Annotated in this window: 21 protein-coding genes; 13 read left to right on the forward strand and 8 right to left on the reverse strand. The window is 68.9% G+C overall.

What is annotated here, in order from left to right:
• Positions 1-10: 10 nt before the first annotated feature.
• Together NV348_RS35005 and NV348_RS35010 are read left to right on the forward strand one after the other, a co-directional pair.
• A complete protein-coding gene (locus NV348_RS35005; RefSeq protein WP_447150766.1) occupies positions 11-532 on the forward strand; it encodes an OsmC family protein in 522 nt (173 codons plus the stop codon).
• Between the two features lie 112 nt (positions 533-644).
• Positions 645-941, forward strand: a complete 297-nt coding sequence (locus tag NV348_RS35010; RefSeq protein ID WP_447151216.1) for an HNH endonuclease — start codon at positions 645-647, stop codon at positions 939-941.
• An 84-nt stretch (positions 942-1,025) separates the two neighbouring features.
• On the opposite strand, the gene NV348_RS35015 is transcribed toward NV348_RS35010, so the two are convergent.
• The 3 genes from NV348_RS35015 to NV348_RS35025 are packed head-to-tail and all read right to left on the reverse strand — an operon-like array spanning position 1,026 to position 4,160.
• Positions 1,026-1,625 (reverse strand): Rv1733c family protein, encoded by a 600-nt coding sequence (locus NV348_RS35015; protein ID WP_447150767.1) that lies wholly within the window; start codon positions 1,623-1,625, stop codon positions 1,026-1,028.
• Positions 1,626-1,635: 10 nt separating this feature from the next.
• Positions 1,636-3,249 carry an ABC transporter permease gene (locus tag NV348_RS35020; RefSeq protein ID WP_447150768.1) on the reverse strand — a complete coding sequence of 538 codons (1,614 nt, stop codon included), beginning with the start codon at positions 3,247-3,249 and terminating at the stop codon, positions 1,636-1,638.
• A complete protein-coding gene (locus tag NV348_RS35025) occupies positions 3,246-4,160 on the reverse strand; it encodes an ABC transporter ATP-binding protein (RefSeq protein WP_447150769.1) in 915 nt (304 codons plus the stop codon). Before NV348_RS35025 ends, NV348_RS35020 begins: the two co-directional genes overlap by 4 nt.
• Before the next feature lie 156 nt (positions 4,161-4,316).
• Between NV348_RS35025 and NV348_RS35030 the strand changes: the two genes are divergently transcribed.
• From NV348_RS35030 to NV348_RS35040, 3 genes are read left to right on the forward strand one after another with little or no spacing between them, the layout of a single operon-like run.
• Complete coding sequence (locus NV348_RS35030) at positions 4,317-4,874, forward strand: flavodoxin domain-containing protein (protein ID WP_447150770.1); 558 nt, start codon at positions 4,317-4,319, stop codon at positions 4,872-4,874.
• A 31-nt stretch (positions 4,875-4,905) separates the two neighbouring features.
• Positions 4,906-5,079: a hypothetical protein gene (locus NV348_RS35035; protein ID WP_447150771.1), complete on the forward strand. Its 174-nt coding sequence runs from the start codon at positions 4,906-4,908 to the stop codon at positions 5,077-5,079.
• A complete protein-coding gene (locus tag NV348_RS35040; RefSeq protein WP_447150772.1) occupies positions 5,079-6,047 on the forward strand; it encodes a 1-phosphofructokinase family hexose kinase in 969 nt (322 codons plus the stop codon). The genes NV348_RS35035 and NV348_RS35040 overlap by 1 nt, the downstream gene beginning before the upstream one ends.
• Here NV348_RS35040 and NV348_RS35045 read toward each other — a convergent pair.
• From NV348_RS35045 to NV348_RS35055, 3 genes are read right to left on the reverse strand one after another with little or no spacing between them, the layout of a single operon-like run.
• Entirely contained in the window at positions 6,020-6,358 is a 339-nt protein-coding gene (locus NV348_RS35045; RefSeq protein ID WP_447150773.1) for a spore germination protein GerW family protein, read from the reverse strand. The two genes, NV348_RS35040 and NV348_RS35045, sit on opposite strands and share 28 nt — an antisense overlap.
• 19 nt (positions 6,359-6,377) lie before the next feature.
• On the reverse strand, positions 6,378-7,361 hold the full coding sequence (locus NV348_RS35050) for an Acg family FMN-binding oxidoreductase (RefSeq protein ID WP_447150774.1): 984 nt from the start codon (positions 7,359-7,361) through the stop codon (positions 6,378-6,380).
• A gap of 2 nt (positions 7,362-7,363) precedes the next feature.
• Entirely contained in the window at positions 7,364-8,338 is a 975-nt protein-coding gene (locus tag NV348_RS35055; protein WP_447150775.1) for an Acg family FMN-binding oxidoreductase, read from the reverse strand.
• A gap of 184 nt (positions 8,339-8,522) precedes the next feature.
• Between NV348_RS35055 and NV348_RS35060 the strand changes: the two genes are divergently transcribed.
• Complete coding sequence (locus NV348_RS35060; RefSeq protein ID WP_447150776.1) at positions 8,523-11,735, forward strand: beta-phosphoglucomutase family hydrolase; 3,213 nt, start codon at positions 8,523-8,525, stop codon at positions 11,733-11,735.
• 45 nt (positions 11,736-11,780) lie between these two features.
• On the opposite strand, the gene NV348_RS35065 is transcribed toward NV348_RS35060, so the two are convergent.
• Entirely contained in the window at positions 11,781-12,470 is a 690-nt protein-coding gene (locus NV348_RS35065) for a DUF2267 domain-containing protein (protein ID WP_447150777.1), read from the reverse strand.
• A gap of 490 nt (positions 12,471-12,960) precedes the next feature.
• Here NV348_RS35065 and ppsA point away from each other — a divergent pair, with 490 nt between their 5' ends.
• From ppsA to NV348_RS35080, 3 genes are read left to right on the forward strand one after another with little or no spacing between them, the layout of a single operon-like run.
• Positions 12,961-15,249, forward strand: coding sequence for a phosphoenolpyruvate synthase (gene ppsA / locus NV348_RS35070; protein WP_447150778.1), 2,289 nt, complete (start codon positions 12,961-12,963; stop codon positions 15,247-15,249).
• Positions 15,250-15,293: 44 nt separating this feature from the next.
• Positions 15,294-16,037, forward strand: coding sequence for an SDR family NAD(P)-dependent oxidoreductase (locus tag NV348_RS35075; RefSeq protein WP_447150779.1), 744 nt, complete (start codon positions 15,294-15,296; stop codon positions 16,035-16,037).
• Between the two features lie 10 nt (positions 16,038-16,047).
• Positions 16,048-17,541 (forward strand): bifunctional aminoglycoside phosphotransferase/ATP-binding protein, encoded by a 1,494-nt coding sequence (locus NV348_RS35080; protein WP_447150780.1) that lies wholly within the window; start codon positions 16,048-16,050, stop codon positions 17,539-17,541.
• Between the two features lie 51 nt (positions 17,542-17,592).
• On the opposite strand, the gene NV348_RS35085 is transcribed toward NV348_RS35080, so the two are convergent.
• A complete protein-coding gene (locus tag NV348_RS35085) occupies positions 17,593-18,495 on the reverse strand; it encodes a universal stress protein (protein WP_447150781.1) in 903 nt (300 codons plus the stop codon).
• 234 nt (positions 18,496-18,729) lie between these two features.
• Between NV348_RS35085 and NV348_RS35090 the strand changes: the two genes are divergently transcribed.
• The 4 genes from NV348_RS35090 (at position 18,730) to NV348_RS35105 (ending at position 22,192) form a co-directional block, all read left to right on the forward strand.
• Entirely contained in the window at positions 18,730-19,146 is a 417-nt protein-coding gene (locus tag NV348_RS35090) for a hypothetical protein (RefSeq protein ID WP_447150782.1), read from the forward strand.
• Positions 19,147-19,158: 12 nt separating this feature from the next.
• A complete protein-coding gene (locus NV348_RS35095; protein ID WP_447150783.1) occupies positions 19,159-19,686 on the forward strand; it encodes a flavodoxin family protein in 528 nt (175 codons plus the stop codon).
• Positions 19,687-19,773: 87 nt separating this feature from the next.
• Positions 19,774-20,418 (forward strand): response regulator, encoded by a 645-nt coding sequence (locus tag NV348_RS35100; protein ID WP_447150784.1) that lies wholly within the window; start codon positions 19,774-19,776, stop codon positions 20,416-20,418.
• Between the two features lie 40 nt (positions 20,419-20,458).
• The gene (locus NV348_RS35105; protein ID WP_447150785.1) at positions 20,459-22,192 is read left to right on the forward strand and encodes a sensor histidine kinase; all 1,734 of its coding nucleotides are present in this window, start codon (positions 20,459-20,461) and stop codon (positions 22,190-22,192) included.
• The last annotated feature ends 3 nt before the right edge of the window (positions 22,193-22,195 follow it).

Below are 22,195 nucleotides of genomic sequence, written 5' to 3' on the forward strand. Positions count from 1 at the left end.
TCTGGAGAAGATGACCACGGCGGCGGAGTTGAAGGCCCAGCAAGCTTCGGTGAAACAGCGGTACCGGGACGATCCGGCCGCCGCGATCACACCGCTGCGTGGTGGGGGTTCGTTCGCCGACCCCGGCGTCACCTGCACGGTGCGGACGTTCGCGGGTCCGGTGCGCGCCGGCCTGCATCCAGCCACCGGTGGCGACGGTTCGGATGCCTGCTCGGGTGACATGCTGCTCGAGGCGCTGGCCGCCTGCGCGGGGGTGACCTGCCGCAGCGTCGCCACCGTGATGGCGCTGCCGATCATCGGTGCCGAGGTCGAGGCGACCGGATCCTTCGACGCCACCGGCACCCTCGGCATCGACCGGACCGCCGAGGTCGGAGTGTCACCGATCACGGTGACGATCACCGTCACGACCTCCGCCGACGTGGACGCGGCCGCGCTGGCGAAGCTCGCCGACCTCACCGAGCGATACTGCGTCGTCGGCCGGAGCCTCCGGCATCCGCCGGTAATCCGGGTGGTGCGCGCGCCAGGTGACTGACCTGCCGAGACCGCTCCGCCTCCGACCTGTCGACCATCGGGACGCGTATTCTCGGTTCGTGCCGACTGGCGGTAGCAAACAGGTTCGCGCCGCGCGCAAACGCAAGAAGCGGATGGCGCGCGTCACCCACGACCTCACCGACGCCCAATGGGACGCGCTCGAGACGTCCTGGGGCGGGTGCGCCTACTGCGGCTCCGCCGCCACCTCGCTGCAGAAGGACTGTGTGCAAGCCATCTCGCGCGGCGGCCGCTACACACTCGGCAACGTCGTGCCCGCGTGCGCGTCGTGCAACTCCAGCAAATGCAACGCCGAGGTGACCAGCTGGCTGCGGCGCAAGAAACTCGACGAACGCTCATTCCTGCTGCGCCACTACGAGATCTCGACGGAGCTCACCACGCGATTCGCCTAGTGCGGAAACTGTGGTGGACGTTCTCAGCGGGCCGACCCTCGCTCGTGGCAGTTCCCGGCGACCGATCAACGGTGCGCGAGGTACTCACCGGTCGCCCTCCGTACCAACGCCGTCCAGCGCAGACCATTGACGTTCCCAGACGACGGACCGCCGACGCGCCACCAGACGCTCCGCCAGGAAGGTCAGGCACCACCCCCCGAATGCGGCGCCGACCAGGACCACCGCGGCCGCGCCGATTCCGTTCATCACGGCCGCGGCCGGCTCTCCAGGAGCAGCGACTGGAGTGCTGGATTCGTTGAGCCACAACGGAATACTGGCTCCCTCGGCCGTCTCCCGTGCGACGGCGACGGTGGCGCCGACCGGTCCCGACTCGCCGGGCCAGCTCACCCGGGCCTGGTAGGTGTGGTCGGGGGTGCGCTCGGGGGTTTCCAGAACGGTGGCGTGCACGACCGTCAGCGCGGCGCGTTCGGCGCGGATGTCGGCCGCCGCGTCGGAGTAGGTGACGGTTCCTACCGCGCCGGCGATCGGCACCGAGATCACCATCAACGCAACCGCGCACACTCTGGCCGCGGCGAGCACCCGATCCGGCCATCGCATGAGCGGATTGGTGTTCCATGGCCGGCATCGCCACAGTCTCGCGGCGTACGACGCGATGCCGTCGATACGGAACGTGGTTGTTGTCATCGTGATCACCTCAGCCGATCAGATCGCGGCGCCGGAATCCGAGCATGCCGAACCCCGCAATTCCCGCCGCCACCGCGACCGACACCAGCAGGGCGCGGGGATCGACATCATCGAGCGGCACCATCGGAACGTGGTCGAGCGGGGAACCCGCACCTACCCAGCCGGGCAGATCGAACGCGTCGGCGAAGATCAACGCCGCGACGACGTACCCGTAGTAGATCCACGCCGACGTCGGCGCGCCGTTCGGCCACCACCCGACCGCGGCCGCCGCGACGGCCACGATCACCCAGACCGGTGGAACATAAGCGGCCGCGGCAGCGGCCAGGCGTAGCACCTGGCCCGGATCGTGCACGGTCACTCCATAGGCCAGGCCCTCGCCCGCACCACCGGCGACCAGCACCATGGCGCTGCCGGTCATCGCCACCGCCAGATGGCTGGTCAACCATCGACCACGACCGACCGGCTGCGCGAGAACCAACGCCGAACGCCCGGCGGATTCCTCGGACCGGGCGCGCAGGACGCCTGCGGTGCCGTACGCGGCGGCCGACAACGCGAGAATCGACAGCGTCAACGACAGATACGAATCCACGGCGTCCCCGGCACCTCCCGCGAGATAGGCCGCAATCTCGGGGTTGTCGCGCAGGTACTGATCGATGCTGTCGGCGAAGGACCCGTAGGCGACACCCAGCAGGAAAACACCGACACACCAGCCCGCTATCGTCGCGCGCTGCAATCGCCAGACCAGTCCGACCGCCGAACCGAGCAGCCAGGACGCGGTGGCGCGTCCGGCCCGGTATCGAATCAGCCCCGCCCCGAAATCACGCCGGTCCACCAGCAGGAAGGCGACGGCGATCAGCGCCGCCGAGGCAACGAGGAACAAGGTGGTCGGCCACCAGAGGTCCGCGACATACGGGTACGTGCGTTGCCCCCAGCCGATCGGCGACGCCCACGACATCGCTTCCGGGCCGACGTCACCGACGGCACGCGCTACATAGGCCACGGCGATGAGCGCGGTCACCGAACCGTAGACCGTGCGCGGGTTTTCGAAGATCTGTGCCGCCACCACCGTCGCGGCGGCGAAGGTGAACCCGACGCCGCCCACTGCGGCACCGAGCACGGCAGATCCTGCGACCGGCAACCCGGTCAGTACCGCGGAGGCGCAGACGAGCACGGCGACGGCTGCGTCCGAGATCAGCGCGACAGCCAGCGCGGCCACCATCGGCGCATGGCGTCCCACCCGCATCGACCTGATCAGTTCGGCACGGCCGGATTCCTCGTCGGACCGGGTGTTCCTGCCGATCAGGAACATGTTCATCAGCGCGGCCGTGATCGCGAGGTAGGCGAAGATCTCGAAGACGACTTCCCCGCCGATCGTGTCCAGCAGCCGGGTCGGTCCACCCATCGCCACGGCCGCGGCGTTCGCGCTCATCATGGCACGCAACTGGGCCAGCTTCGCCGGAGAATCGTAGAAGCCCTGGCTGCTCACCGATTGCACCGCCAGCAGGGCACCGATCCCGCACAGCCACCAGGGCAGGATCCACCGCTCCCGGCGCGTCATGAAGCGCACCAAGATGGCAGTGCCCGTGACTCCGGCGCCCGCGGGAGCGGCGATCGCGGTACTCACGACACCACCACCACGGGATCATCGGCGTAGTGGCGCAGGAAGATGTCTTCCAGAGTTGGTCTGGTGCTGGTCATCTCGACGACACCCAGATCCGCGAGCACGCGCAGGACACTGTCGAATGCCACCGAGTCGACATCGAAACGCGCTCGCCGACCGTCGACGCTCAGGTTGCGCACTCCCGGCAGTGACGCCAGCGGCGAGGCGGATCGCTCGGTTTCGACATCGACGGTGGTGCCGCGCAGTTGCCGTAGTTCGGCCAGCGAACCGCTGTCCACCGTGCGGCCGTGGCGGATGATGCTCACCCGGTCACACAGCGCCTCGACCTCGGCGAGAATGTGGCTCGACAGCAGCACTGTGCGCCCTTCGCGCGCCAGCTCGCGCACACAGCGCTGGAACTCCACCTCCTTGAGCGGATCGAGACCGACGGTGGGTTCGTCGAACAGGTACAACTCGGCGTCCGACGCCAAGGCAGCGATCAACGCGACCTTCTGCCGATTGCCTTTGGAGTAGGCGCGGCCTTTCACCGCCGGATCGAGATCGAACCGCTCGAGCAGGTCGGCTCGGCGCCCAGGATCGATGCCGCCACGCAGCTTGCCGAGCAGATCGATCGTCTCGCCACCGGTGATGCCCGGCCAGAGGGTGACCTCGCCGGGCACATAGGCGAGCCGGGCGTGCACGGCTACCGCATCGGCCCAGGGATCTGCGCCGAGGACTCGGGCCGAGCCGCCGTCCGCGCGCAGCAGGCCGAGCAGGATCCGGATGGCCGTGGTCTTGCCCGCGCCGTTGGGCCCGAGGAAGCCGTGCACCTCGCCCGTCCGGACGGTCAGATCGAGGGCATCCAGCGCGGTGGTGCGGCCGAATCGCTTGGTCAACCCCGTGACGACGATCGCGGGCGCGGAATCACTGGTCATCGCTCGATCGTCGCCCGTTGCCCGGGCCCGGGTGCAGAGCCGAAAGTCCCGGTGCGGCGCGCGATGGTCACCTGTGCGCCGCACGGTGCCATAGGTCCCGACGATGCGGGCATCATGGCTCTGCTCGGTTCGTGCGCCGCGCGTGAGGCTGGAACCATGACATCGACATCTTCTCCCCGCATCGCTGTTCTGTATGCCACCGCGCAGGGCTCGACCCGCGATATCGCCGAGTTCATCGCCGATGACCTCGGCGCGCACAGCGCGCACGCCGAGCTCCATGACATCGAACACGCACCCGACCTGACCGGCATCGACGTCGTCGTCATCGGCAGTGCGATCCATGACATGGATCTGCTGCCCGAAGCGTCGGCCTACATCCGCAACAACCAGCCGACATTGGCGGACAAGAAGGTGTGGCTGTTCACCGTGGGTCTCGGCCCTGCGCTGCGCGGCCCGCTGGGTCGTCGGATCGGACGCCAGATTCCCCGCAAGATCGCGGCCGCCATTACCGCGCTCCAACCGCGCGACTATGCCGCGTTCGCCGGCCGGTACGAGCGTGCCGGCGTCTCGTGGCGAGCGCGAGCCATGTACCGGCTGCTCGGGGGGACACGCTACGGCGATCTGCGCGACTGGCGGGCCATCCGGGAATGGTCCGGCCTGATCGCCCGAGCGCTCGACCTGCCGAGTGCCCCGATCAGCATCACCCACCCCTGAGCGACGATCCGGCCACGTCGAGGCAACGATCATGCATTGGCTGTTCCTTCTCATCCTCGGCGTGGAATTCGTGGTGCTGGCGACGGTGATCACGGCGTATGTTTCGGTACGACGGGCCGATCGGTCGGCCGCGGCGACCACCCGCTCGCTCCCGGGGGCCTCCGACACCGACGACACCACCGTCCTCGGCGGGAGGCGCACCTGATGTCCGCACCGAACGCCATCCCCGTCGCCACCTTCACGGTCAACCCGACCGTGGACATGTCGCTGGAGGTGCCCGCGCTTGTCCCGGAAGGCAAGACACGCGCGCGGATACGCTCTGTTCGTGCCGGGGGCGGCGGAATCAATGTGGCCCGGTGTCTTCGCACACTGGGCGGCACCGCCCTCGCCGTGCACACAGCGGGCCGCGAGGTCGGCGCCCGGCTGAACCGGCTGCTGGACGAGGAACGACTGCCGCATGTTCCCATCGCGATCTCCAGCGACACCCGCGAAGCATTCGTCGTCGCGGACGACACCGACGGTCGCAGCTACCACATCGTGGCACCGGGACCGGTGCTGACTGTCGACGAGGAACGTCGCTGCCTGGCGGCAGTCGCCGACACCGCGCAGGGCTGCGACTATTTCGTCCTGTCCGGCAGCGCGACTCCAGGCCTGCGTGATGCGTTCAGCACCGATATCGCCCGCGCCGTTCGCAGCCGGGGGGCGAAGCTCGTCGCCGACATCGCGGGTACCCAGCTGACCACGATGCTGAACGAGCATGTCTTCCTGCTGCGGCTGGACCGAAGAGAGGCCGCCGCGGTACTAGGGCGCCCGATCAGCACCCCGGCCGACGCCCAGGCCGCGAACATCGTGCTCCTCGACCAGGGTGCGTGCGACTACGCGATCACCACGGTCGGGGCGCTCGGCGCGGTCTGCTCCGACAGGCACGGACACCATCGCATCGGCGCACCGACCCTGCCGACACCGCCACGCAGCGATGCCTGCGCGGGCGACAGCCTGGTCGCGGCACTCACCCATCGGCTGGTCAGCGGCGACAGTGTCGCGCGCGCCTGCGAAGTCGGGGTGGCGGCGGCAGCGGCGACGGTGCTGCGCCCGGGCACCGATGTCTTCGACATCGCGATGCTGGAATCGCTGCTGCCCGGAATTCACTCTGTGCATTGTCTGCCGAGGTAGCGAGCTCCCACCGCGAGCGCGGCCAGCGTGACGACACCGGCGACAACGATCAGCCGGTTCACATCCACCGCCGGCAGCCAGCTCACCTTGCCGTCGCGGATGACGAACGCACCGACGGGCTTCGCGCCGATCCCGAAGCCGGCACCGGAGCCGGATTCGCCATCGGCGTCCGACCCACCGCCACCGCCGGCTCCACCGGAGATCGCGGCCACACCGATCAGCGTTGTGCCGTCACGTTCGACCGGCTCGGCGTACACCCGCTCGACGGCCATCGCGTCTTTCGCGGTGTCGAACACATCGGTGAGTTTCATGTCGTTCTCCTAGGTCTGCTCAGTACTTCTGGATCTGAAGGATGCTGTCGATCGAGCGGCGTGGGGTCGAGGTACCCGGCGGCCGGTCCGATCGGGCGGTGCCGATGCGCACCAGGACTTGCGGATAGGCCTGCCCGACGAGATCTGCCAGTCGCGCACGGGCAGCCGGGATCTCCACCACATGGGAAACGGTGCACGTGGACAGGTGCTGGACCGTGCACTCGAGCAGCACCGCCGACAGCGCGGAGCCGCAGTCGAGAAGATCCGCAGCCGAATCGCCGGTGGTGGACAGGACCGCGACCATTGCCGCATCGTCGACACCATCTGCCGATTCGGCTGTGCCGGAGGGGAACTCGCGGCCGACCGGAACGTGGGCACGATCGGGCAACGAGGGCAATGCCGCGGCGGGCACGCCGGTTCCGGCCGGCTCCGGACCCGCCGTCCACCAACTCAGCTCCGCTTGATACTTCGGGTCGTACCGGCGGAAGCGAGTCGTCAGTTCCGAAATACCTTGCAGCGCCACCGATTCGACCGGGTCCAGGAAGGTCGCGGTGACACCGGAACGACGGGTGAGGAAATCCAGGACGTCCTTGGTCACCGCCCAGCCCTGCGGCGCGTCCATCGGCATCCGGTCGCTGTAGCGTCGGTCGACCGCTTCGCCGAGGGACAGCTGCGGCTCGGCGGGTGCGCGGTACCGCACGGGTTCCAGCGAGGCGACGTGCGCGCGCACGCTCGGCTCGGGGAACCGGACCACGCGAGTCTCCCAGCCGGCAGCGGCCCAGGCGACTTCGGCGTGGTGCAGCATCACCCCGCAGCCGAGCACGCCTTCCCGATTGAACATGTCGGTAGCAGGCAGGAGCCGGTCGGCATCCACGAAGAGCGCCGCGGCGGTGCCGTCCCACCGCCAGCGCCACGGCTGCGCGTTGTGTAGTGAAGGCGCACGGGAGGCGCGCTCGAATACCGCACGGACAGTGGCGATATCGGGCCGGGTGGCGGTGGCCATCGCTACTCCTCGTCGTCGGTCAGCAACAGGTCGGCGAGCGGGCGGCGCGGTGTTTCCGGGGGGACGTCGGCGCTGGTGGGTGCCCAGCCGACGCGCAGTATGGCCTGCGGATAGGCGGTGTCGTGCAGCAGTTCCCCACGGATCCTCGCGCGCTGGTCGGCGAGTTCGAGTGGCTCGGTGAGCAGACAGGTGGCGAGCCCGATCCCGGTGGCGGTCAGCAGGACGCTGCTGATCGCTTCACCGGCCCGCAGTCGCGACGCTCGATCGTCGGCCGAGGTGCCGATGATGAGCAGCTCGGCATGGTCCGGCTGAGTCGCCGGGTCGGCGAATTCCGCCGCCGCGAACTTCCTGGGTGGAAAGTCGTCGACCGTGGTCGGCAGCACGGTGTTGCGCGCAGGCACACCGTCGTCGCTACCGTGTCTGCCCGACCACATCGCGAGTTCGAACCGATACGCGTCGTCGTTCGCATGGATCCGGCTCGCCGCACGGGCGGCGGCCTGCACGGGTCCCCGGTCCTCGATCCGGCGCAGGACGGCACCGAGTGTCGCGGCCCGTTCGACGAACAGACTGAGGTACCCGGACGGGATCGGCCAGGAGGTGTAGTGCCGACGGTCGGTTCTGCGGCGGGTGATGGATTTGCTGAGCTCGATCTCGAGCGCGGTGGGCCGGTGGGGCACCAGGGTCACCGCGGCCAGGTGGTCCGGCTCGGCGGGGTCGGGAATCCGGTGGATCACCGGTGCCCATCCGAGGGCCGTCACCGCGACCGCGAGATGGTGCAGCGCCGCACCGCAACTGATCACGATGTCACGGTGGTCGGGATCGGCGGCCGGCAGCGCGCGCCGGGTATCGAGGTAGAGGTGGATGCTGTGGTCGGCGATGCGCCAGCGCCACGGCTGGACGTTGTGGACGGACGGCGCGCGCCCGGCGAGCGTCAGCGCCGCGTGCACGGTGGTGTCGTCGGGCAGTCCGCGTTTCATGGTGTCTCGTCCTTCGTCGAAGTTCGTCCGATTTCACGGTGCCAGCAGCACCGGTGCGGAGATAAGGGCACGATGTCCCCGGTCGGAAGGACTTCGGGCAATCCTGCGCCCGCCCAACGACACTTCCCTGGTCGTGCGCCATTGGGCAGGATCGAACTGTGGACAGTGAGCGATTGCGGCCACCATGGTGATCCGCCGGACGCCCCTCCCGGCCGCACCCGGCCGCACCACGAACGGGTTCGGCGCGGTGCTGTTCGACATGGACGGTGTCGTCACCGACACCGCGACGGTGCATGCCGTGGCATGGAAACAGCTGTTCGACGAAGTCCTGCCCCGGCTGACCGGCGACGACGTCCGCGCGTTCGATATCGACGCCGACTACCGGCGTTTCGTCGACGGACGCAGCCGGAGCGACGGCATCCGTATGTTCTTGGCCGAGCGGCGCATTCCCCTGGCCGAGGGCTCCGCGGCGGACCCGCCGGACTGCCTGACCGTGGCCGGACTGGCGGCCCGCAAACAGCAACTGTTCGCGGCCGAACTCGCCAGATCCGGCGTCCGTGTCTTTCCCGATGCCGCCGACCTGTTGCATCGGCTCACCGGGGCCCGCGTGCCGACCGCGCTGGTCACGGCCAGCGCCAACAGTAGTGCCGTGCTCGCGGCGGCCGGACTGGCTGACGCGTTCACCGTGCGCGTCGACGGAAACGACGCGCGTCGCTACGCGCTGGCAGGCAAACCCGATCCGGCGATGTTCCTCGAGGCCGCGCACCGGCTGGGGGTCGAACCACTCGACGCGGTGGTGCTCGAAGACGCCACCTCCGGGGTACAAGCAGCCGTCGATGGCAGGTTCGGGCTCGTCATCGGTGTCGATCGCACAGGCTCCGGTGCCCGTCTCGCCGAGGTCGGGGCCGACATCATCGTCACCGATCTGTCGGATCTGGCGCTGACCCTCTCCGACGACGACCCGCTTCCGGTGGTGGGCACCCGGTGGTGTGGTGGCGCTGTGCCCGCGAGTTCCGGTGGCTGGAACCTGATCTACGACGATGTCGATCCGGCCAGGGAAGGAACGCGGGAAGCGTTGTGCACCACCGGTAACGGCTACTGGGCCAGCCGGGCGGCCACGCCTGGCACGGGACCCGACGGCATCCACTACCCCGGAACCTATCTGGCCGGGATCTACAACCGGTGCACCTCGACGGTAGAGGAGCGCGTGGTGGAGACCGAACATCTGGTGAACACGCCGGATTGGACCTGGGTGGTCGTACGGCACACCGATGGGACGATGCTGCGGCCGGACTCACCCGATCTGATCAGCCATCACCAGGATCTGAACCTGCGCGCCGGAGTACTGACCTGCCTCGACCGGTACGAGGATCGCCGAGGCAGGCACACGACGGTGACCACACGGCGGTTCCATTCGATGGCCGAGCCCTGGGTGGCGGTGCTGGAAGTGTCGGTGCACGCGCACAACTGGGACGGCGAACTCGTCGTGGAGTCGGCGATCGAGGGGCGGGTACGCAACCGCAATGTCGGCGCCGACCACGCGTTGACCGCCGTGCATCTCGAACCCGGCCGCCATCGCAGGCTCGATGACGACACCGTGCTCTACGAAACGACCACCCTGCAATCGCGCCTGACGATCGCCACGGCCGTCCGCACCCGGATCCGCGGCACCCTCGTCGACCGCGGTTTCCTCGACCAGCCATCCCGGCCGGGCGTCGTCACGACCGTGCGAGTGGGCAGCGCCGCCCCGGTTACGGTCGAGATGGTCGCCGCCGTCAGCACCTCACGAGACCGGGGTATCTCCACCGCCGCGCTGGCCGCCGCGGACCGGATCGGGCGGGTCGGCGATGCCGCGGCCCTGCGTGATGCCCACGTCAGGGCCTGGGCCCGGCTCTGGGACCGTTTCGCGATCCGTCTGGGCGAGCGTCACAAGCACAGCCTCGCCCTGAATCTGCACGTGTTCCACGTGTTGCAGACGGTGCATGTCAGCACGACCGACCTCGATGTCGGCGTGCCGGCCAGGGGTCTGCACGGCGAGGGATACCGCGGCCACGTCTTCTGGGACGAAGTGTTCGTCTACCCGATGCTGACGCTGCGCCAGCCCGAACTGACCCGAGCGCTGCTGCATTATCGCTATGAGCGCCTTCCGCGGGCCCGCGACGCGGCCCGCGCGGCCGGGCTCGACGGCGCTCTCTTTCCCTGGCGGAGCGGCAGTGACGGCCGCGAGGAAGCACCGGCCGAACTGTTCAACGTTCGCAACGGCACGTGGATGGCGGACCATTCGCGCAGGCAACGCCATGTCGGGCTGGCCGTGGCGTACAGCATCTGGCAGTATTACCAGGTCACCGGTGACGACCTGTTTCTCATCGACGTCGGCGCCGAGATCATCGTCGAGGTGGCCCGCTCGTTCGCCTCGATGGCCGTCTACGACCCAGCCGAGGACCGGTTCGATATCGACGGCGTGATGGGTCCGGACGAATATCACGACGGTGGACCGGATACGCCCGGAGCTGGGCTGCGCAACAACGCGTACACCAATGTCCTCGCCGCCTGGACGCTGGCGCGCGCCCACGACGTGGTTCGGCTACTCGACGGCCGCGATTGCGCACCCCTGTGGAATCGACTGCGGCTGCGGGCTGGCGAACCGGTCCACTGGGACCGCGTCAGCAGGCGAATGCGAGTGCCTTTTCACCGCGACGGCATGATCAGCCAGTTCGAGGGCTATGAGACGCTCGCCGAATTCGATTGGGACACCTACCGTGCGCGCTACGGCAACATCGAACGGCTCGACCTGATCCTGCACGCGGAAGGCGATACGCCCAATCGCTACAAGCTGTCCAAACAGGCGGACGTGCTGATGCTGTTCTATCTCTTCTCCGCCGAGGAGTTACGGCACATCCTCGAACGGCTGGGCTATTCGCTGCCGCCGGAGATCATTCCCCGGACCGTCGAGTACTACCTGGCCAGAACCAGTCACGGGTCCACGCTGAGCCGTCTCGCGCACGCCTGGGTGCTGGCCCGCACCGACCGCAAGGCGTCCTGGTCGCTGTTCACCCGAGCACTGGACGCGGATCTGGCCGACACCCAGCACGGGACCACCCGGGAGGGAGTGCACATCGGCGCGATGGCCGGCACCGCCGACATGGTCCTGCGCTGCTACTGCGGCATCGAGACACGCCACGGCGTGCTCCGGCTCCATCCGGTCCTGCCTGCCGAACTACCCGAAGCGGAATTCACCGTCTCCTATCGCGGCCAACCGGTCACCGTCATCGTCAACCACACCCACGTCCGGCTTCGGCTGCACCCGAGCACGGCCGACCCGATCCGGGTCTGCGTCGAGGACCTCGAGCGTGTCCTCGGGGCAGGACAATCCTGGGATGTGCCGCTCGCCAGCTGAGGAGTCGTGCCCGATTCGGAATCCGGTCGAGCACGTCCCGCTCGATCATCGAATCCTGCGCACCGCATCCGACTGCCGGGGTCCGACCAGACCAGCGGCCAGCAGCAGGTCGTGCGCGCGCCGTGCGGCCTCGGCAGTGCGCGTGTCGTCGTCGGTGCCTTCGGTCGGCAGGTGCTCCAAGCCCCGGGTGAGGACCGCGAGTGCCTCGGTCAAGGCCGCCACGTGGAGTGCGACCTCTGTGACACGGTCCGGAGCAGGCTGTTGCGCGGTGTCGGCATCGTCGGGAAGTCGCAGCTCACCCGCGATATCCGAGGTCGCTCCGTAGTAGACGCGGTACAGATCGATCGGCATCGCGGCGAAGATGCGGCTGAGCAGCCCCGGCGAGAACAGCTCCTCCAAGGCGAACGTCACCGGCGCCACGACGGCGGGAACCTCGCCCGGTTCGATCCCGGTCTCGCGGGCGAACTGGGCGAGGAACTCGCGCAGCCCGTGCCGCACAGGAACATGTGACGGCACCCAGTTCTCGTAGTAGATACCGCGCAGCAGCTCGGGCAGTTGCGCCGAGAGGTGCGCGGAACTGTCGATCCCGATCCGGTCGCGCACCGTATGCAACCATGCGCGCAGCGCGCGCAACGCGAAGCGGCGATCGTCGGTGTCGAGGCTCTCGGCGACGGCACGCAGCCACACATGGGCGGTGTGGACGGCCGGAGCCAGCGGATCGTGGTGGTTCGGCATAATGTTTCTCCCTGATCGTCTGATCGGACAAGGTCATCACCGCCGAGGCCAGCACTCGGCAAGTGCACGGCACTTCGGCCGTAGCCGAGTCACCCCGGGCGCACAGCCGGCGCAGCGGCCATCGGATCAGTGACGAGTGGCCCACCACACCGAATCGGGTGCCGCACCCGTCACGTCGTCGTGCCGGTACGAGCAACATGTCCGACGCCGTTGTCGTCCACGCGAGTCGTGCTGTTCATGTCTCGATCATCGGCTCCGCGCCGTCTCGGCGGCAGATCCGAACGGCACCGCCCGAGTAGCCTTCGTGCCCCTGTTGCCCAGGACCATCCCGGCGCCGACGGCTGCCGTCGAGGCCGCCCACCGAGGACTCGCCGAAGGACCGGCGAGGACCAATGCCAGCGCCCGGCCGGGACCTTCGGCCGTATCGACCGATCGGGTCCGCGACGAGGCTGGAAGCAGACCGACGACCAGCCGGAAACGAGGAATCGACATGGGCGAATTCGTCACCGAGTTCGGCGGCTTGCGGCTGACCGACGCCGATCGCGCCGGTGGCAAGGGCGCCAACCTCGGCGAGCTCGTCGCCGCCGGGCTGCCCGTACCCCCGGGGTTCGTGATCCTGTCGGCCGCCTACGAGCACACACTCACCGATGGCCCCGCGGGGTCCGAACTCGCCCGTCTGCACGGCCTTGCCATGGCGGCAGGCGCCGACACCGCTGGGATAGCCGAGCTGTGCGACCGCATGACGGCGCTGGTGCGCGCCACCGATCTCGACGACGCCGTCCGCGCGCCCGTTCTGGCGGCCTACCACGCACTCGGTGCCAACGTGGCCGTGGCGGTGCGCTCCTCGGCGATCGGCGAGGACAGTGCGAGTGCGTCGTTCGCCGGGATGAATGTCACGCGCACCAACGTGCGCGGTGACGAGGCGCTGCTACGCGCCGTCGTCGACTGCTGGGCCTCGCTGTTCACACCTCGGGTGATCACCTACCGAGCGCGGCGCGGCATGCGCGGGCAGCCGGAGATGGCGGTCGTGGTCCAGACGATGGTGGGCGCCGAATGCTCCGGCGTGGCCTTCACCGCCGATCCGACCACCGGACGACGCGATCGGGTCGTGGTCGAAGCGGCCCGCGGCCAAGGCGAGGTCGTGGTGTCCGGCGAAGTCGAACCCGACACCTACCTGTTCGATGCCGCGGGTCCGACCCTGCTGCACACCCGTGTCGGACAACAGCATTGGGCCATCGTCGCCGGGCCCGACGGCGATCGGCGGGTGGCAGTTCCCGACGCCGAGTCCGCCGAGCCCGTCCTGACCGAGGACCGCGCACACGCCGTCGCCGAGCTGGCTCTCGCAGTGCAAGCCCATCACCACGGCGTCCCGCAGGACATCGAGTGGGCATTCGACGAGACCGATCTGTGGATCGTCCAAGCCCGACCTATCACCACGCCGACCGGCGCGAACGAGCCGGCACAAGTCGGCGCATCCGCACCCACGGTGCTGATCCGAGGTGTCGGCGCCGCGCCAGGCCGGGCATCGGGACGCACGCGAGTGCTGGCTTCGCCGGACGAGGGCGCTCAGCTGCGCGACGGTGAGGTGCTCGTCGCGCCGATGACCAACCCGGACTGGCTGCCGACCCTGGCTCGCGCCGCGGCGGTGGTCACCGACAGCGGCGGCATGACCTGCCATGCCGCCATCGTGGCCCGCGAACTCGGCATCCCCTGCATCGTGGGCGCCCGCCACGCTACGTCGACCCTGGCCGCGAGCACCCTCGTCACGGTCGACGGGTCGACCGGCGAAGTCGTCGCGGGCGGCCTCGCCGCCGCCTCGATACCCACGGCCGCCGGACGGCCTGCCCCGTCCGCGGACACCACCGCGACCAAGATCTATGTGAACCTCGCGACCCCGGAGCACGCCGCGCGGATTGCGGCGGAAGCGGTCGACGGTGTCGGATTGCTCCGCGCCGAAACACTGCTCACCACAGCCCTGGACGGCCGCCACCCGCGCGATCTCATCGCCGGCGGCGAGCAGCGGCTCTTCGTCGATCGCATGAGCGAATCGTTGCATCGCATCGCCGAGCCGTTCGGCACCCGACCGGTCGTCTACCGCACCACCGACTTTCGCAGCAACGAATTCCGCGCGCTGCGTGGCGGCGAGCGGTACGAACCCGTCGAACACAATCCGATGATCGGCTACCGCGGCTGTTACCGCTACATCCGCGAACCCGACCTGTTCGCGACGGAGCTGGCCGCGCTCGCCGTCGCGCGCGAGCGCCACCCGAACCTGCACGTGATGATTCCGTTCGTGCGCACCCGCTGGGAGCTCGAGGCCTGCCTCGAACTCATCGACGCGAGCCCGCTGGGCAGACAGCGTGGCCTGCATCGGTGGGTGATGGCCGAGGTCCCGTCCGTGGTGCACTGGCTTCCCGAATACGTCGGGCTCGGCGTGGACGGCGTCTCCATCGGCAGCAACGATCTCACCCAGCTGATGCTCGGTGTCGACCGGGACTCCGAGCAGTGCGCCGAACTGTTCGACGAATCCGATCCCGCGGTGCTGGACGCGATCTCCCAGATCGTCGCCACCGCACGCAGGCACGGCATCACGTCCTCGCTGTGTGGCCAAGCCCCCTCGAACCGCCCTGCCTTCGCCGAACACCTCGTCCGGATGGGTATCACCTCGGTCTCGGTGACCCCCGACGCCGTCGATGCCACCCGCAGGGTCGTCGCCGCCGCGGAACGGCGAGTGCTGCTCGACCATGCCCTCGCCACCGTTGCCGAGGAAGGCCACTGAACTCCGATGTCTTCGCCATACCTCCACCGAAAGGTTTGATCATCATGTCCGATCTTCATGGCCGCAGCATTGTCGTCACCGGCGGCGCCCGCGGTATCGGCGCGGCCGTCGCGCGCACACTCGCCAAGACCGGCGCCGGCATCGTCGTCGCCGACCTGCTCGAACGCGACGGCAACGCCGTCGCGGCCGCACTCGGCCCGCAAGCGATCTTCCGGCACCTCGATGTCACCGACGAGGACGAGTGGCGCCGGGTGCTCGATGACGCCGAAGCGACATTCGGTCCGCTCGCGGTCCTGGTGAACAACGCCGGCATCGTCGACTTCGGCGGTGTCGAATCCGAAGCGCCCGCGCAGTTCCGCCACGTCCTCGACGTCAACCTCGTCGGTTCCTGGCTGGGCATGCATCTGGCCGCGCCGCGGCTGCGCGCCGCGGGTGACGGCGTCATCGTCAACGTCTCCTCGACGGCAGGCCTGATCGGCTACTCCGGCATCTCCGGCTACGTCGCCAGCAAGTGGGGTCTGCGTGGGCTGACCAAGGCCGCGGCGATCGAGCTCGGTGACGCCGGCATTCGCGTCTGCTCGGTGCACCCGGGCCCCATCCACACGCCGATGACAGCCGAGATGGATCCCGGTATCGCCGCGGGCCAACCACTTCCGCGCTTCGGCGAACCGGAGGAGGTTGCCGCGATGGTCGGATTCATCGTCACCGACGCCACCTTCTCCACCGGCTCGGAATTCGTGCTCGACGGCGGCGCCACCGCGGGCGCCTCGCTCCTCGGACCCTCCTGAGGCGGATCCCGTGCTCACCCCGACACCGAATCCGGCGCAGGTGCACGAGACTCATACCGGCGTCGTCCTGCTGTGTGGCGACCGCGCGTACAAGGTGAAGAAGCCGCTGCGCACCGACTTCCTCGATTTCAGTACCCCGGCGCTGCGCGAACGGGCCTGCGCCCGGGAGCTGGAGCTGAATCGCCGATTGGCTCCGGATGTCTATATCGGGGTCGCGCACCTCAGCGACCCGGCCGGTGGAGCGGCCGAACCCGTGCTGATCATGCGGCGGATGCCCGAGTCCGCCCGGCTATCCGAATTGCTGGCAGGCAGCGACGCCCCGACTCCGGCGGCGACGGCCGAGCTCGTCGAACTACTCGTGCGATTCCACGACAGGGCCGCTCGCGGACCCGAGATCGACCGCGCTGGTACGGCCGCCGCCGTCCGCTCCCGGTGGCGCGCACTGCTCGATCCGCTCGGTGCCGCACCGGCCGAGCTCGTCGACGCCGAGCTGCTGGCGCACATCGACCATGCCGCTGTGCGCTACCTCGACGGCCGGGCCCCGCTGTTCGACAGCAGAATCGCCGACGGCCGCATGGTCGACGGCCACGGCGATCTTCTCGCCGAGGACATCTTCGCGCTGGCGGACGGCTTCCGGGTGCTCGACTGTCTCGACTTCGACGACCGCCTGCGCTACGTCGACCGATTGGACGACATAGCCTTCCTGGCCATGGATTTCGAGTTCCTCGGGCACGGTGACCTCGGCGACCGCCTCGTCGCGGACTACCAGCGGACGAGCGGGGATCGCGCGCCCGCGTCATTGCGTGACCACTACATCGCCTACCGGGCGACCGTGCGCGCGAAAGTGGATTCGATTCGCGCCGACCAAGGTGATCCGGCCGCCGGTGCGCGGCTGTCCAAGCACCTGTCGATCGCCGCGGACCGCTTGGCCCGCGGCGCGGTCCGGCTCACCTTGGTCGGCGGACTACCAGGAACCGGCAAATCGACCCTGGCCGCGGAACTCGCCACCGAGACCGGCGCGGTCCTGCTCGCCAGTGACTCTGTGCGCAAAGAACTGGCGCGGGTCGACAGGGTGCCGGGCCACATCGGGCAACTGGGCGCCGGACGCTACTCCGATGCCAACCGGGCCCGGGTCTACGACGAGCTCCTCTGGCGCGCCCGCGTGCTGCTCGCCGACGGCGTCTCGGTGATCCTCGACGCCAGCTGGACCGCGGCCGAGGATCGGCGACGCGCTGCGGCGACGGCCGCCGAGGTGGCCGCCGACCTCGTTCTCCTGCACTGTGTCTGCCCCATCGAACTGGCGCGTGCGCGCATCGGCAGCCGCGGACACGGCCACGAATCCGACGCGACGACCGAGATCGCGGACGCGATGGCCGCCACCGCGGCACCGTGGCCGGAGGCGGTCACCGTCGACACCGCGACGCCACTCGCCGACTCCGTCGCGACCGCCTGCCGTGCTTGGCGGGAACGGCCGACGACCAGCCCGGCCTACAGCGCACCGTGATGGTCGATCGGGTGCGCCGGGCACACCTCGTCGTGCCCGGCGCACCACGTGTCACCTGCTGCGGACGACGATCGTCGGGGTCTCCACCGAATGCAGGACCGCATTGCTCGTCGAGCCGAGCAGCATGCTGGAGAATCCACCACGGCCGTGGCTACCCACCACCAGTAGCTGCGCCGAAGCGGCCTCGTCGACCAGCGACCGCACCGGACGGTTCGCGACCACGATCCGGCGCACCGGCACGTCGGGGTAGCGCTCGCCGTAGCCGGCCAGCATTTCGGCGAGGTCGGCCTCGGCCGATTGCTTGCCCACCTCCCATCCGAAGGCGGGCAAGTCCAGTGCGCTGGAATCGCTGAACGCGTGCAGCGCGACCAGCTCGACCTTGCGGCGCGATGCCTCGTCGAAGGCGAGCTCGACAGCGGGCACGCTGTTGGCAGTGCCGTCCACGCCGACCAGCACCGGCAGCGCCGCCGAGACCGGATCAATCGCCGCGATGCCGTGGATCACGGCCACGGGGCAGTGCGCGTGCTGGGCCGCCGCACGGCTGACGGACCCGAGCAGGCCACGCTGGAAGGCGCCGAGGCCCCGGCTGCCGACGACCAGGATCTCCGCCGTTGTCGAGCGCTTGATCAGCAGCGGCGCGGCCTGCTCGAACGCGACCTCGGTGGTGACCGTGAGGTCCTCGTCGGGTACTGCGGCGCGGGCGACCCGCTCGGCTTCTCCCACCACCCGCTCGGCATCGACCCGCAGCCATTCCAGGTCCGCCTCCCCCAGCGACATGCCGGGCCCGAAGCCGGTCTGGAGTGCGCCCGAGGTGAGGATGTGCAGCGGCCGGTGATGCAGTACCGCTTCGGCGGCCGCCCACGCGGCGGCCTGATAGGAATTCGCCGACCCGTCGACCGCGGCCAGTACGGGCCGAGGGCGGTGTTCGGTAGGCCGGGCCTTCTTGTCGGTCATCGTCGTTCCCTTCCTCGTCGGATCAACCAGGCGAACGCCGGTTCGCTATCGAGCCTCGTCCCGACGACTCCAGGCGGGCAGAGGACAAGGTCATTGCCGAGGTGGGCCGATCGCCCCTTGATCCGGCGAGTTGCCCCGGTGCCGCTCGGACGACACGGAGTCGGGACGCGGGTCCCCGGCTTCCGGGACCTTCGGCCCTGCCTGCGACCAGCGCCGTCGCGCGAGGCTTGGAGGATGATCAGCACCTACCTGCACCGCCTCGACCCCCGTCGAGCTGTGCTGTGCCTCATCGCGGGCTTCTTGGCCACCTGGGCCTACGCCGGGGCACTCGGCTTGATCACCGGGGCGCTCTCGCTCGGTCCGGTCGCCGAGAGCCGGTTGCCGTGGCAAAGCCCCGTCCTGGCGGGCGTGTTGCTCGCACTCGTCGTCGGATTGCCGATGACCGTCGTGGCCCTCACCGCCGCCGACGAGGACCCAGGAATCTCGCAGACGACACTGACCGCCGCCTACGCGCTGATCGGCTGGGTGCTGGTGCAGCTGTTGCTGCTGCGCGAGTTCAGCTGGCTGCAGCCGGTCTGCGTCGTCCTCGCGGTAACGGTGGCGTCCCTCGGCGCCCCACCGCTGGTGCACCGCACTTCCCTCCGACGCTGAAACGAGACCATCATGCGAGCGCTCGTCGTCTACGAATCCATGTTCGGCAACACCGAGGCGGTGGCGCGGGCGATCGCCGACGGGCTCCGCACACGGTATGAGGTGGAAATCTGCCCGATCACCGACGCTGCCGGACGGCCTGCCCCGGAGGTCGAACTGCTGGTCGTCGGCGGACCGACGCATGCCTTCGGACTGAGCAGACCGGCCACGCGCAAGGACGCGGCGGGCCGAATCGACACCCCCGTCACGGTCGACGTCGGGATCCGGGAATGGCTCGAGGCCGCGCTGCCGGTGTCGTCGGCACGCCGGGCAGCCGCCTTCGGCACCAAAGTCGGCACCCCACCCTGGCTGCCGGGCTCAGCAGCGAAGAGTATCGGTAAACGCCTGCGGCACTTGGGATATCGCCTTGTCGTGGCGCCCGCAGATTTCTCTGTGGACGGAATGACCGGCCCCCTCCTGCCTGGCGAACTCGAACGGGCATCCAGCTGGGCGGGGCAGCTGGCCGCCATCGAGCCCGACCTGCGGCCGTCGCCGCGATGAGAATTGCCGGGCTCTAGCCTGGATCCGCACTCGGTGACGCCGAGTCGGCGGACAATGGCAAGCACACCCTTCGAGAAAGAGCCATCGATGATCAAAGTATTCCTGGTCGACGATCACGAGATCGTGCGCCGTGGTGTGGGTGACCTCATCACCCTCGAACCGGACCTCGAGGTGATCGGCGAAGCGGGATCCGTCGCCCAGGCGCTGGCCCGGATCCCGGCCTTACGTCCCGACGTCGTCGTACTCGACGTGCGCCTACCCGACGGCAACGGCATCGAACTATGCCGCGAACTGCTCTCGGCCGACCTCGAGCTGCGCTGCCTGATCCTGACCTCGTTCACCGACGAGCAGGCCATGCTCGACGCGATCCTGGCCGGCGCCAGTGGGTACGTGGTCAAGGACATCAGGAGCCTGGAGCTGATCAACGCCGTGCGCGAGGTCGGCGAAGGCAAGTCGCTGCTCGACAATCGAGCCGCGGCCGCGTTGATGGCCAAACTCCGCTCGGAGGCGGAGGAAGACACCGGCCCGCTGGCGACCCTGACCGAGCAGGAGCGCACGCTGCTGTCGCTGCTGGGCGAGGGCCTGACCAACCGGCAGATCGCCGCACGCATGTTTCTCGCCGAGAAGACGGTGAAGAACTACGTGTCCCGGCTGCTCACCAAACTCGGGGTCGAACGCCGTACCCAAGCGGCGGTGATCGCGGCCGACCTGGATCGGTCACCACGGAGGTGATCTCCGCCGGGTTCTGCCGAGTCGTGGAAGAATGCAGCTCATGGACGAATCGGCGATCGGCGGTCGGCCCCCGGTAACCGAGACCCTGTCCCAGCTGCGTCTACGTGAACTGCTGGCCGAGGTACAGGACCGGATCACCCAGATCGTCGACGTCCGCGACCGGATGGACCGGCTGATGGAGGCCATGCTCGTCATCACCGCGGGCCTGGATCTGGACAACACCCTGCGCACCATCGTGCACACCGCGATCGAACTCGTCGACGCCCGCTACGGCGCGATCGGCGTGCGCGAGACCGACAAGACCAGCAACCAGCTCGCCGAATTCGTCTACGAGGGCATCGACGACCGCACCCGGGTACTGATCGGCGACCTACCGCGCGGGCACGGCGTCCTCGGGCTGCTCATCGCCGAGCCGAAACCGATTCGGCTGACCAATCTCTCCGACCATCCGTCCTCGGTGGGGTTCCCGGACAACCATCCACCGATGCGGACCTTCCTCGGCGTTCCGGTCCAGGTGCGTGGTGAGGTGTTCGGCAACCTCTACCTGACGGAGAAGGCCGACGGTCTCGAGTTCACCGAGGACGACGAGGTGGTGGTGCTGGCTTTGGCGGCCGCCGCGGGCATCGCGATCGAGAATGCCCGCCTCTACGAGCAGTCGCGGGTGCGCCAGCGGTGGCTGGAAGCGATCCGGGACGTGGCCACCGCGCTGCTGGCGGGCAGCTCGTCCGAAGACGTGCTCGCCCTGGTCGCGGAACGAGGACGCTCGCTCACCGACTCGGCGTGTACGTTCCTCGCACTGCCCGAAGACCCCGACGTGCCGCACGATGAAGTCACCGAGCTGGTCGTGGTAGCCGCCGCCGGAGTCGACGCCGACGTGCTGGTCGGCCGGCACATCCCCCTCGCTGACTCACATTCAGCGGAAGCGTTCCGTTCCGGGAACACCGTCGCCGCGGACTCCCCCGCCCACAATCCGATCTTCGACTCCATCGCCGGCTTCGGCCCGGTGCTGACCGTGCCGTTGCGCGCCAACGGGCTGGTCACCGGAGTGCTCACCACGGTCTTTTCCGCCGGAGCACACCAGCTCAGTGCCAACGACCAGTCGCTGATGAACACCTACGCCGACCAGGCAGCGGTCGCGCTGCAACTGGCCGACACCCAGCGCCGAATGCGGGAGCTGGATGTCTACTCCGACCGCGACCGGATCGCGCGCGGGCTGCACGATCACGTCATCCAACGCCTTTTCGCGGTCGGATTGTCCTTACAGAGCACCATGCAGCGAACCAGAACGCCCGAGGTTCGTACCCGGCTCGACGAGACCATCGACGACATCCAGGCGATCGTGCAGGACATCCGCCACTCGATCTTCGACCTGCACTCCAACACCGCTACGGACTCGTCGAACTACCGCAAACGCTTGCATGCCATCATCACGGAGATGACCGCCGACAGCGGGCTGCGTACGACAGTCCGGCTGGCGGGCCCGGTGACCGTGCTGGAACCGCTGCTGTCCGATCACGTCGAGGCCGTCCTCCGTGAGGCGGTGAGCAATGTCGTTCGCCATGCCAAGGCGACCACGGTCTCGGTGGAGTTGGTCGTCAAAGACGAGGTCACCATCGAAATCGCCGATGACGGCACGGGCGTCGACCCCGAAGTGCGCAGGCGCAGCGGGCTGGCCAACCTCGCCGCCCGCGCCGAGGAAGTCGGCGGAACGTTCACGATGCGCGCTCGCGATCAGGGCGGTACCGTACTGCGCTGGTCGGCACCACTGGACTGAGAA

The sequence above is a fragment of the Nocardia fodinahabitans genome, from assembly GCF_052983615.1.

Coding starts and splice junctions, on each gene's coding strand:
- NV348_RS35060 (WP_447150776.1), top strand. CDS start 8,523: ATGGTGATCCGCCGGACGCCCCTCCCGGCCGCACCCGGCCGCACCACG.
- ppsA (WP_447150778.1), top strand. CDS start 12,961: ATGGGCGAATTCGTCACCGAGTTCGGCGGCTTGCGGCTGACCGACGCC.
- NV348_RS35085 (WP_447150781.1), bottom strand. CDS start 18,495: ATGACCGACAAGAAGGCCCGGCCTACCGAACACCGCCCTCGGCCCGTA.
- NV348_RS35030 (WP_447150770.1), top strand. CDS start 4,317: ATGACATCGACATCTTCTCCCCGCATCGCTGTTCTGTATGCCACCGCG.
- NV348_RS35065 (WP_447150777.1), bottom strand. CDS start 12,470: ATGCCGAACCACCACGATCCGCTGGCTCCGGCCGTCCACACCGCCCAT.
- NV348_RS35095 (WP_447150783.1), top strand. CDS start 19,159: ATGCGAGCGCTCGTCGTCTACGAATCCATGTTCGGCAACACCGAGGCG.
- NV348_RS35035 (WP_447150771.1), top strand. CDS start 4,906: ATGCATTGGCTGTTCCTTCTCATCCTCGGCGTGGAATTCGTGGTGCTG.
- NV348_RS35055 (WP_447150775.1), bottom strand. CDS start 8,338: ATGAAACGCGGACTGCCCGACGACACCACCGTGCACGCGGCGCTGACG.
- NV348_RS35025 (WP_447150769.1), bottom strand. CDS start 4,160: ATGACCAGTGATTCCGCGCCCGCGATCGTCGTCACGGGGTTGACCAAG.
- NV348_RS35010 (WP_447151216.1), top strand. CDS start 645: ATGGCGCGCGTCACCCACGACCTCACCGACGCCCAATGGGACGCGCTC.
- NV348_RS35005 (WP_447150766.1), top strand. CDS start 11: ATGACCACGGCGGCGGAGTTGAAGGCCCAGCAAGCTTCGGTGAAACAG.
- NV348_RS35045 (WP_447150773.1), bottom strand. CDS start 6,358: ATGAAACTCACCGATGTGTTCGACACCGCGAAAGACGCGATGGCCGTC.
- NV348_RS35050 (WP_447150774.1), bottom strand. CDS start 7,361: ATGGCCACCGCCACCCGGCCCGATATCGCCACTGTCCGTGCGGTATTC.
- NV348_RS35075 (WP_447150779.1), top strand. CDS start 15,294: ATGTCCGATCTTCATGGCCGCAGCATTGTCGTCACCGGCGGCGCCCGC.
- NV348_RS35100 (WP_447150784.1), top strand. CDS start 19,774: ATGATCAAAGTATTCCTGGTCGACGATCACGAGATCGTGCGCCGTGGT.
- NV348_RS35015 (WP_447150767.1), bottom strand. CDS start 1,625: ATGACAACAACCACGTTCCGTATCGACGGCATCGCGTCGTACGCCGCG.
- NV348_RS35105 (WP_447150785.1), top strand. CDS start 20,459: ATGGACGAATCGGCGATCGGCGGTCGGCCCCCGGTAACCGAGACCCTG.
- NV348_RS35090 (WP_447150782.1), top strand. CDS start 18,730: ATGATCAGCACCTACCTGCACCGCCTCGACCCCCGTCGAGCTGTGCTG.
- NV348_RS35040 (WP_447150772.1), top strand. CDS start 5,079: ATGTCCGCACCGAACGCCATCCCCGTCGCCACCTTCACGGTCAACCCG.